At 62.8% G+C, this 10,417-nt stretch carries 9 protein-coding genes; 6 read left to right on the top strand and 3 right to left on the bottom strand.

The window, feature by feature from the left end; genetic code table 11:
* The first annotated feature begins 399 nt into the window (after window positions 1–399).
* Together MTX34_RS17910 and MTX34_RS17905 are read left to right on the top strand one after the other, a co-directional pair.
* The gene (locus tag MTX34_RS17910; protein WP_243596202.1) at window positions 400–609 is read left to right on the top strand and encodes a hypothetical protein; all 210 of its coding nucleotides are present in this window, start codon (window positions 400–402) and stop codon (window positions 607–609) included.
* A 164-nt stretch (window positions 610–773) separates the two neighbouring features.
* On the top strand, window positions 774–1,235 hold the full coding sequence (locus tag MTX34_RS17905; protein ID WP_243610273.1) for a hypothetical protein: 462 nt from the start codon (window positions 774–776) through the stop codon (window positions 1,233–1,235).
* An 87-nt stretch (window positions 1,236–1,322) separates the two neighbouring features.
* On the opposite strand, the gene MTX34_RS17900 is transcribed toward MTX34_RS17905, so the two are convergent.
* Both MTX34_RS17900 and MTX34_RS17895 read right to left on the bottom strand, forming a co-directional pair.
* Window positions 1,323–2,507: a GNAT family N-acetyltransferase gene (locus MTX34_RS17900; RefSeq protein ID WP_243610272.1), complete on the bottom strand. Its 1,185-nt coding sequence runs from the start codon at window positions 2,505–2,507 to the stop codon at window positions 1,323–1,325.
* A 47-nt stretch (window positions 2,508–2,554) separates the two neighbouring features.
* Window positions 2,555–2,749, bottom strand: coding sequence for a hypothetical protein (locus tag MTX34_RS17895; protein ID WP_243596199.1), 195 nt, complete (start codon window positions 2,747–2,749; stop codon window positions 2,555–2,557).
* Between the two features lie 756 nt (window positions 2,750–3,505).
* Between MTX34_RS17895 and MTX34_RS17890 the strand changes: the two genes are divergently transcribed.
* The 4 genes from MTX34_RS17890 (at window position 3,506) to helR (ending at window position 9,499) form a co-directional block, all read left to right on the top strand.
* Window positions 3,506–4,180 (top strand): class I SAM-dependent methyltransferase, encoded by a 675-nt coding sequence (locus MTX34_RS17890; RefSeq protein WP_243610271.1) that lies wholly within the window; start codon window positions 3,506–3,508, stop codon window positions 4,178–4,180.
* A 132-nt stretch (window positions 4,181–4,312) separates the two neighbouring features.
* Window positions 4,313–6,508: an EAL domain-containing protein gene (locus MTX34_RS17885; protein WP_243610270.1), complete on the top strand. Its 2,196-nt coding sequence runs from the start codon at window positions 4,313–4,315 to the stop codon at window positions 6,506–6,508.
* 224 nt (window positions 6,509–6,732) lie between these two features.
* The gene (locus MTX34_RS17880; RefSeq protein WP_243596196.1) at window positions 6,733–7,149 is read left to right on the top strand and encodes a hypothetical protein; all 417 of its coding nucleotides are present in this window, start codon (window positions 6,733–6,735) and stop codon (window positions 7,147–7,149) included.
* Between the two features lie 136 nt (window positions 7,150–7,285).
* Entirely contained in the window at window positions 7,286–9,499 is a 2,214-nt protein-coding gene (gene helR, locus MTX34_RS17875; RefSeq protein ID WP_243610269.1) for an RNA polymerase recycling motor ATPase HelR, read from the top strand.
* Here the strand turns inward: helR and MTX34_RS17870 are convergent.
* Window positions 9,460–10,359, bottom strand: a complete 900-nt coding sequence (locus MTX34_RS17870; RefSeq protein ID WP_243610268.1) for a LysR family transcriptional regulator — start codon at window positions 10,357–10,359, stop codon at window positions 9,460–9,462. The two genes, helR and MTX34_RS17870, sit on opposite strands and share 40 nt — an antisense overlap.
* Window positions 10,360–10,417: the final 58 nt, after the last annotated feature.

Raw genomic sequence — 10,417 nt, 5'->3', positions numbered from 1 at the left:
TATCAACCGACACGACCGCTGAGTCGTTGACACCTCAGCTCGAAAGCGCCTAACATACAACACAACTCGTTGATCATGAACCGGATGGTTCACCGATCCGAATTACACCACCCCATGGGGCACTATCTTTCGCCACCAACCTTTTGCTCTCTACCACCGATACTACGGCGCGGACGCACGTTGTCTGCACGATCCGCGGTGAACGACGGAACACGACACTCAACCAGTCGAACGTTGCATAGCGGTTAGCCTGTATTTTCACAGGTGCCCCTGGCTCGCAGATTCTGTCCTTTGTGTCTGCGGAGCGGCCTCGCATCGCCGTTTGCTTGTTGTGATGGAACGACCACAATTCACTGTGAACAGTGCACGGGATCTCTCCAAGAATGCGAGGAGTCGAGGGTGAATTTTCCGAGCGGGAAATGGTGGGTTCTCTTCTGGTCGGCGCAGGCGTTGCTGTGGGCCGTTATTTCGGTGATTCGAACTCAGGACGGTGAGTTTTCGGCCTGGTCATGGGTGGCTGCTTGTTTGCTTGCTGCGGCCGCAATCCTGACCGGGCTTCGGACATTTCGCCGCACAAGTGACAGCGATCATGGACGCATGAACCCGTAGGAGACGTACGAGGGACTTGCAAGGGGCGTCGAGCGGCAGTCCTGATCGACAGTTCGAGTCGAGGCAATATGCACTGTCCGGCGTGAACTGGTCTATGTATGAACGTGAGCGGCGAGACGGCGACTTCGAGGCCGAAGTGACTGCCGACGTGTTCTAGTGGAACAGTGGACTGGGTCGAGAAGGAATTGAGGGTCGCTGCTCTCACCGGTGCCTGCACAGGTGTGGCTGTCATGCTCCCCTGGGCTCTGGAAGGGTCCATGTCATGGTTGGCGCTGCTGCTGATTCCTGCGTTCTGTGGTGCTCTGGCCGGGCTGTTGGTCGGCGTGATCGCGGTCGGCGGGGGCCGCTACGCGTTGTGGTCGAATCGCGTGTGGCCCGCTCGATCGCACCGCAGCTGGCGACACCGATTCGCCACGTGCACCGCGGCAGCGGTCACACTGGTGACCGCTGCGGCCCTGTGCTGGCTGGCCGTGACCGCTGGTGAAATCTCCACCGATACGGACGAATTCCCGCCCTGGTGGATCGCACAGGCGGCCATGACAGCGTCGAGCTACCTCTTCGCCTACCTTCTCGCTCCTGCGACAGCCCGCACCGCCCGGACACAGGAACGCCTCGGAGAGGTCTAGGTTCCTGTCCCCCGGCCCGTGCTTAACTTCCTTGTGGAGCACCGTGATCGATGACCGACTGTTCCAAGGCTGGTTCGGAACCGTCCGCTACGGTGCCGACTGTCTGGTCATCTCGGTGGTTGTTACTGATCGCAGAAAACAACGAGCAGACTCGAGTCGATCAGCGTCGTAGTCTTCCCATTTCGCTGCGGGCACGGCCTTGCGCTCAACCTCGACGAAGCCGCGCTTGCCGAAGAATTCTGCGGCCTCACCACTGACTGTCACCGCGAACAGATTCGCGATACCCCTGGTGCGGCAGACCTCCAACAATCCGTCCATCAGTAAGCCACCCGCTCCAAGTCCGGAAAACTCGGCGACTGTGATCAGACCCGATACTTCGGCGAATCCTGTTCCGGCATAAAGGTCAACCTCGAGTCCGACGATGCCGGCGAGGTGCCCGGTTCGTAGCACTCGTGCGCCGAGTCCTCCGACCGCCATCCTGGCAATCTCGATCCGGCTGCGCTGCTTGAGAACCCCTTCTCGTACTCCCTGTGCGACCAGCGCCTCGATTGCAGAGAAATCGTCCACCTGCAGCGAGGCCAAGTGAAGGTAGCGCCCTTGAGTCAGAACGGTCCCCCGGCCGTCGAATGTGAACAGCTCGAATTCGAGATCCTCAGCACGACAGAGATTTACGCTGTATGCACCGCCGACAAGTGCCGCCTCGGCCGCGGGCGGGAAATCGTCGAGTCCCCGTTCGGCCAGGTGGGCGACCAGGCGCTCGCGGTGCAGGTCGATGTCGGCGAAGCTGCGAGGAGGATCACCCCAACCCCCACCCGGATCGGTCAGCACCATCTTCGAGGCCCGCACACTCGCAGATACAGTGCCGGCGGTTCGTGCGACTGCGGCTGCCTTCGTACCGATCACGACACATTCCGAGTCTGCGATTGCGAGCCACAGACGGGCGACGGACTCGTCGTTCCAGACCGTCACGCCGTCGATGGCCACACCTCCGACCGCGGTGGTGACCTCCGGAACGGAATCGGCCGGAACCACGAAGATGAATCGCGTGTCGCCCGTGACGAACTCACCGACCGTACGTTCCGCTGCTTCCAGCGCAGCGATGCTCACCATGGGAAGGGCAATCACGATCGTGACCCCTCGGAATTCCTCGATGAAGAAGTCGCGCTCGGCAACAGGCACCCCACTCGACGTCAACTCGACCGCCACCTCGCGCGGGACCGCTGGCCGCGGCCGCAATTTCCGTGGATTCGCGCGCAGATCGTAGTTCGTCATGGTGGGTCCAAGTGTGGCCTGTTGGCTGATACCCCGCAACGTCCGAATCAGTAGGTGTAGTTGATACCTCGGGAGAACGTGAATCCGCCCGTTGGTGCGGTGCAGCCGATTATGTCGTCGGGCCCGGACCGGCACACCACATCCTCGACCGACAGCACCTGGCCGAACTCGAGCACCGGCGCGTTCGCATCCACATAGATGCCCTGCGTCGTGCACATGCTTTCCGAACCCGCGGCGGTCACGCGAACAGCGACCTTGTCGTTCTCGGCATTCGAGCATTGGGGTCCCTCGAAAGGATTCCTGCCGTCCACGGCCTGACATCCCACTCGCCCCTCGGGTCCATCGGCGTCCCAGATGCCGCAGTGAATGTTGCCCGTCGGCGACGTGAAGTTGTATTTATCACTCCCCGTCCGGAACGTCGCAGGATCGACGTTGCCTGGTTCGTCGCCCGACGGCTGCAAGATTGCACCGCCACCACCGGGCACCAGGTCCGCTGCTTCCTCCGGCGTTCGCGTCGGCTGAGCAACTGCCGATTCCTGTGGCGATTCGACCTCCAGCCGAGTTGGCGACTCTGTGGTCGTCCCCACAGGCGACGTTGTCGTCCCTACGGGCACGGACGTCGTGTCCGGCGCGGCACTGGTGTCCGAATCGCCACTCGCACAACCGCCGAGAGCCAACCCGCACACAGTCGCGGCCAGAACAACAGACTTGCGAGCAATCATCACGTTTCCCTTTTCTCCGCGAGAGTCGATATGGGCCCCGACGTCACCGGACAGTGTTTGCACCGCCCAGCCGCAGGTCCTTTCGCCCCGCGTACAGCGGCATCATCATCAGCTCAGCGTAGGTGCCCGGCAGTACAGTCGACGCGATACTCTGCCCACCATGCCCATCGATCCCGTCGTCCGAGTGTCCCGGCTGCAGGCGTTGATCGATCACCCTCGCACGGGCACCTCGGAGCAAGATGTGGCCGAACCCAACGGCTCCGAGGCAACGATTCGATGACCGCGCCATCCACCCGACCCGGCGCTGCCCCGTACAGCAAGCTTTTCCTCGCCATCTACGACCTGTGGGTGATCAGACTCTCGAACGACTACGGGTGGCGTTGCAACAGAAAACATTTCGTCGACCTGTATCGTGAGCACATCGGTCGCCGCCACCTCGAAGTCGGCCCCGGATCGGGCTGGGTCCTTGCCAACATCGACCTACCCTCCGATATCGACCTCACCCTCGTCGATCTCAATGCCAACTCACTCGAGCACACCGCCTCGCGTCTCGACGTCTCGCCGACACTGATCGAACACGATGTGATGCTGCCGCTGCCCGAGAACGTCGACACATTCGATTCGGCGTCGATCAACTACGTCTTGCATTGTCTCCCCGGGGACTGGTCGACCAAGTCCAGAGCGCTGACGAACCTGGCCGATGTGCTGACCCCCGATGGCGTGTTGTTCGGATCGACCGTGATCGGCGTCGATCAGAAATACACGACACTCGGTGCGGCACTGATGTTCGCTTACAACAGGATCGGTGCGTTCGGTAATCGGTGCGACGATCTGCCCGGCTTACGGCAGCTTCTGTCCGAGAGATTCGAGCACGTCGACGTCACGATGGTGGGCAATGTGGCGCTCATCGTCGCCAAGAATCCCCTCGACGCCCAGCAACGGGCCGACTGATGTGCAGCTGAAAGCGATTCTGTCCGTCCCGCACATGCACTTCGACGACTGTTCGAGCACGAGGACCACGAACGCCGAATACCATGGGCCCGGTGCCGCTCGTATCCCGAGCTGAACGGATCGGAGGGCCGAATGTTCGATCTTCCGGACGATCCGGTAAGTCTTCGATCCTTCCTGGAACGTTCTCCGGACTTCGTCGCGTTGGCCGATTTCACGGGGAAGATTCTGTACATCAATCCGGCGGGTTCGGAGCTGATCGGTGTCACGGACGTGGCCGATCTCGGCACGTTGTCTGCCCTGGAACTGTTGACCCCGGACGGAGTCGATCTCACCGGCGACATCGCCGCCGGTCTGCTCTCCGAAGGCAAGTGGGAGGGCTACTGCGAGCTTCGCCATCACGTGACAGGCACCGGCATTCCGGTGGTGGTCTCGTCCTATGTGATCAATCGTCACGACGATAGCCCCGACCTGGTTGCCTCCACCATTCGTCACCGACACACGGTAGAGCAGCGCAGTGCCAGGATTGCGGCAGATGCGGTGATCGCCGGTCGTCACGCTCAGGAGCAGAAGGCCCTCGCCGATCTGAGCCGATTCGCCGTCATTGCCGAGCTACCCAGGTTGCTCACTGCAGCAACGGACACTGCCGCCACCTTGATCGGCGTGGGAAACTCCGCCATCGCGCATCTCGAACACCCGACCGACCCGTACTTGACCATGGACGCCGCCAGCGGTGCACTTGGCAGGCGTCAGGACATTCCGTCCGGGGACGGTTCGTTGGTGGGATTCACCCTGACGCTCTCGGAGCCTGTCGTGTGCAGCGACAGTCACGCCGAGAAGCGTTTCCGTACCGACACGATGATCTCGCTCGGCCTCCGCAGCGGCGTCGGAGTTCCCATCTTCACCGCCGCCGGAAAACCATGGGGAGTTCTCTCCATCCACAGCGTCGAGGCCCGTCTCTACCGCGACGAGGAAGTGTCGTTCCTCAGCTCGGTGGCCGGCATCGTATCGGCAGCGATACGACGCATCGACCTCGAACTCCAACTGCGACGACGGAGTACGCACGACGCCCTGACCGGTCTGCCCAACCGCACCCTTGCATACGAGGTCATCGATTCGGCACTGGACCGAGCCAGACAACAGTCGGGCACCGTCGCGCTCCTGCTGCTCGACATCGACGACTTCAAGATCATCAACGACAGCCTGGGACACGACGCCGGAGACAGGGCGTTGGTCAAGTTCGTCGAACGGTTGGCGTCGGCAATCCGAGACGCCGACACCATCGCGCGCCTGGGCGGAGACGAGTTTCTGATCGTCTGCGAGGGAGTGGACAGCGTTGCCCATGCGGAGGAACTCGCACGACACATCACGAGTTCCATCGCCGTTCCCTTCTCGGCCGAGGACGTGCCCATCCCCTTGAGTGCCAGCATCGGTATCGCTGTGTCCGAACCGAGTTCGACCCGGCACGAGCTGATTCACCGCGCCGACTTGGCCATGTACCGTGCGAAGGACAGTGGCACCGGTGGGCATGCAGTGTTCGATCCCACCGATCTCTACGACGCGGACCGCATCAGGTCACTGTCGATCGATCTGCGAGCGGCGCTGCGAGCCGACGAGCTCACTCTCGCCTATCAACCGTTGGTGGACATCGCCACACGGAAAATCGTTGCGGTGGAGGCACTCGCCCGCTGGAATCACCGCGAACTCGGGCCCATCGAACCGAGCGAGTTCGTCGGCGTAGCCGAAAGAAACGGTCTTGCAACACCGTTGGGCGCGTGGGCGCTACGTACCGCATGCACGGCCGCGGCGCGGTGGCGAACGTTCTCCGACATCGTGGTTCGCGTCAACGTCAGCGCGCTTCAACTCCGCGATCCCGACTTCCCCACCGAGGTCGCGTCGGTACTGGCAGAGACTGGACTGCCTGCCTTCGCTCTCGGACTCGAGGTGACCGAAACCGTGTGGGTCGCGGACACCGAGCGGGTCGCCGACACCGTCTCGGCCCTGCACGCCATGGGGGTAGCTCTACTACTCGACGACATGGGCAAAGGCCACAGCTCCATGTCGTATCTCGACCGCTACCCCATGTTCGAGTGCTTCAAGATCGACAAGTCGTACATTGCCCGGCTGCCTGCCCCTCGGGCTCGCGCGATTATCTCGGCCATCGTTGCGCTCGCTCGCGCATTCGACGTCACCGTCGTCGGCGAGGGCGTCGAAACCGAGGAGCAACTGGACGCACTGGCCGCCACCGGCTGCGACTTCGCACAGGGATACCTCCTGGGCCGACCGGTCGGGGCCGGTGCCATCGCCGATCTGCTTCTCGGCGATCGATGAATCCCGGGCCGTCCCGACGTTCGTGATACCGTGCCCAACCAGAGCTACTCGCATAGCCACCCCAGCTGCAGCAGGCACCCGCGTCGCCTCCGTCAGCGTTCCACGGGCAAGGTCCTTCACGGATCTGCGATCGACAATGCTGGTTTCTATCTGCACGCCGTGTTCATGGTTTCCGACCGGTGCAGCAGTGCGCGGGACTGGTGCACACAGGGATTGGAACTCTCATGACCAAGAACCACGCAGACAAGCGCGCAGCGCGGACCTATGCGAGGGCGCACACACTCCCCTATCGTCAGGCTCTGGCGTCGGTACGCGCCGCCCACGCCGATCGAAAGTCGTTGTTGCCCTTCGCAGAGCGTCTTCTGATCGAGGCCGTCGAGGGATGCGGAATTCGACATTGGGCTCGAGTCGACGAATGGGACGGCCTCGGCCGCGCGGTGATCACAGACGTCGGTGGCGAACGATTCGTCGTCGGTGTCGACACCGTTCTACCAACTCTTCGGGACCACCTCGACGACCATCCGGGACTGAAGCCGAACGATATCGACAGTTACTTCGCCGACGAGGCACTGCAACTGCTTCTGTTCGGCGGCGTGATCTATCGACTCGAACTTCACCGCGGCATGGGGCTGACGGCCTGATCCGATATCGGATCAGAGATTGCGTCGCCTGGTGTCACCGGTGCGGGATGGGTTCGGAAAGGGCCTGTCCCCCCCTTTCCCTTTCAAGGTATAGCGCACCCCGGGGCTTGCGGCAAGACCCCGTACAGGGCTCAGAATGGCTCGCTGCAACCACGTAGTCATCGATCGGAGTCCTGTGCAACCTGAGCGACCACCCATCTTCGCGCTCCCGGAAAGCCTCACTCACAAGAACACCGCTGATGCGATAGGGGTTGATCAGCAACACTTTTCGGAAATACAGTCGAGTATCGAGAAGTCTCGATCAGATACGGCGGAACGTCTGACGATCGTGCAGAAGTCGATGGGTCGGATGGGGCAGGAAGTGATGGAGCGTGACTTCGAGATCCATCGACTGAACGCACGCCTTCGCTCCCTACATCGTTACGGGGTCGATCTGTGTCTGGGCCGGATGGTCGTCGCCGACTCGGTCGAGCCGGTGTACATCGGACGACTCGGACTGCTGGGAACCTCGGGCGAGCAACTACTCGTCGACTGGCGCTCCCCCGCAGCCGAACCCTTCTTCGGTGCCACTCACGCAAATCCCATGGGGCTGCGGAGTCGTCGTCGATATCGCTGGACGAACGGCTCCATCACCGACTACTGGGACGAGGTGTTCGACCTGACCGGACCGATCACCGACGCTGCGCTGGACGATCAGTCGGCCTTCATCGCCAGTCTGGGCACCGCACGTTCACCGCGAATGCGGGACGTGTTGGGCACCGTCCAGGCAGATCAGGACGCGATCATTCGAGCGGATGCCCGCGGCGCGCTGGTCGTCGACGGTGGGCCTGGAACCGGAAAGACCGTCGTTGCTCTGCACCGCACCGCGTACTTGCTGTACACACAATCGCGACTCGGACACAACTGCGGTGGAGTGTTGTTCGTCGGCCCACACGAGCCGTACCTCGCCTACGTATCCGATGTTCTACCGAGTTTGGGTGAGGACGGTGTGCAAACCTGCACTCTCCGGGACCTCGTCGACGAGGGAGCGGACGCCCTGGAGGAAGCCGATCCGGCGGTAGCGCTGCTCAAGGCGACCACCGAGATGCATACGGCGATCGAGGCTGCTGTCGCGTTCTACGAGCAGCCGCCGACCAGGAACATCATCGTGGAAACGGAGTGGGCCGATCTGACGCTCACTCCCGACGATTGGATCGAGGCATTCTCGGCACCCGCGCCCGACACACCGCACAACGAAGCCCGGGAGCAGATCTGGGATCTGCTGTTGACGATTCTGACGGACCGGTACGACGGCGACAATCCCGTCGAAGTTCGAACGTCTTTGCAGCGCAACGTAGATCTACGAAAGGAGCTCGACAGATCGTGGACCATCATCGACGCCGCCGACCTCGTGGCCGATCTGTGGGGCGTGCCGGCATATCTCCGTAGGTGCGCTCCCTGGCTCGGCTCCGAGCAGGTACGTGCGCTGCAGCGACCCGACTCGGCACAGTGGACGGTGGCCGATCTACCGCTGCTCGACACCGCACGGATGCGGCTCGGAGATCCAGAGCATGCGCGGCGCACTCGGCGTCGGGAGCTCGCATCTGTACACGAACGCTCGCGAATGGACCGCGTCGTCGACGAACTCATGGCCGCCGATGACGACGAGATGATGGCCGCCCAGTTGCGGCAGGACGGAATTCGCGATGCGCTCGTCGATTCGGCTGGCTTCGAGGAGGTCCCCTCGGATCCCTTGGCCGGGCCGTTCGCACACATCGTCGTGGACGAGGCACAGGAGTTGACCGACGCGGAGTGGCAGATGGTCCTGCGCCGATGCCCGTCCGGCAGCGTCACGATCGTCGGAGACCGCGCACAAGCGCGGCGGGGATTCGCGGAGTCCTGGCTCGAACGCCTCGGAAGAGTGGGATTCGACCACATGAACGTCGCCACCCTCGGCGTCAACTACCGCACCCCACGAGAAGTGATGGCCGAAGCCGAGCCGGTGATCCGCGCGGCGCTGCCGGACGCCAATGTTCCGGTCTCCATCCGCAGCACCGGTGTGCCCGTCGAGTACGGCGACGCGGCAGATCTGTCGTCGATTCTCGATCGATGGCTCGACTCGAACGTCGACGGAATCGCGTGCGTCGTAGGTGATCCTGCGTTCCCGTCTTCGGAGCGCATCCGCTCACTGACACCACAGTTGACGAAAGGACTCGAATTCGATCTGGTCGTCCTGATCGACCCGGATTCGTTCGGATCGGGAATCGCCGGTGCCGTCGACACCTACGTGGCGATGACACGAGCAACCGGACAGCTGGTGGTTCTGACCACTCAGTGCGACGCCGAATCGAGAACGTCCAGCACAGCATGAATTGCCGGGCTGGCGTCGGCGCTGCGCCGCCACGCGGCCTGCACCTGACGAGCGGGAGCGCGCTCGAGCGGAACCGCCACGAGACCGGCACCGAGCAACGGACGCGCGAGACGAGGCACGAGAGCGAGTACATCGTCCGCTTCGACCAGCGCGAGTTGCGTGGAGAAGTCGTCCACGAGATGGCGAACGTCGACCTCGGCGGACGTTTCGGCAAACAGCCGACGAAACCACTGGTGACACACCGTCCCGGCCGGGCTCGTCACCCACGGGTATCGCGCGAGTTCGGCGTGGGCCAACGCGGTCTCGCGTCGGGCGAGTGGGTGGGTTCGCTTCATGATCACGTCGCCGAAATCCGTGTGAATCGGTTGCCGAACGACCGAGGGAGGAGCGGGCACCGAAACTCCGTCGGCGTCGTGCACCAGCGCCAGATCTGCGGTGCCGGAATACACGCTGTGCAGTGCACGGTCCGGATCCTCCTCGCTGATGTGCACCGTCAGGTCGGGATACCGTCGATTCAGCTCGATCAGCGCGGGTGCCAGCAAACCCCGTACCGCGGTCGAGAAGCCGACCAGCCGAACGACCCCACGTGCGACGCCCTCGTCGGCGGATCGAGCCGCCTCGACGCACCGTTCGAGAGCGTCGAACACCTCCCCCGCGGACTCGACCACCGCCCGACCTGCGGGGGTGAGCACGACGCCCCGACCGGCCTGTGCCAGTACCGAAGTGCCGATCTGCCGTTCGAGTCGCTTTATCTGTTGAGAAATCGCCGATGAGGTGTAGCCGAGTTCATCGGCGGCCCGGGCGAGAGTGCCGAGGGTTGCCACAGCGCGCAGGGCATGTAGTGCACTCACGTCGATCATGAAGCAACAGTACGTAGTAATGCGGAAAATGCATCGCTGGACCTCACCTATCGAGCGG

The sequence above is a fragment of the Rhodococcus sp. ARC_M5 genome (assembly GCF_022810405.1).
GTDB classification, from domain to species: domain Bacteria; phylum Actinomycetota; class Actinomycetes; order Mycobacteriales; family Mycobacteriaceae; genus Rhodococcoides; species Rhodococcoides navarretei.
The sequence above is the reverse complement of the archived record's forward strand: the minus strand, read 5'-3'. Positions and strand labels throughout refer to the sequence as shown.

What these genes read in the sequence shown, in the direction of transcription:
- MTX34_RS17900 (WP_243610272.1), bottom strand. Translation starts at nt 2,507, where the DNA reads ATGACGAACTACGATCTGCGCGCGAATCCACGGAAATTGCGGCCGCGG.
- MTX34_RS17890 (WP_243610271.1), top strand. Translation starts at nt 3,506, where the DNA reads ATGACCGCGCCATCCACCCGACCCGGCGCTGCCCCGTACAGCAAGCTT.
- MTX34_RS17885 (WP_243610270.1), top strand. Translation starts at nt 4,313, where the DNA reads ATGTTCGATCTTCCGGACGATCCGGTAAGTCTTCGATCCTTCCTGGAA.
- MTX34_RS17880 (WP_243596196.1), top strand. Translation starts at nt 6,733, where the DNA reads ATGACCAAGAACCACGCAGACAAGCGCGCAGCGCGGACCTATGCGAGG.
- helR (WP_243610269.1), top strand. Translation starts at nt 7,286, where the DNA reads ATGGCTCGCTGCAACCACGTAGTCATCGATCGGAGTCCTGTGCAACCT.
- MTX34_RS17870 (WP_243610268.1), bottom strand. Translation starts at nt 10,359, where the DNA reads ATGATCGACGTGAGTGCACTACATGCCCTGCGCGCTGTGGCAACCCTC.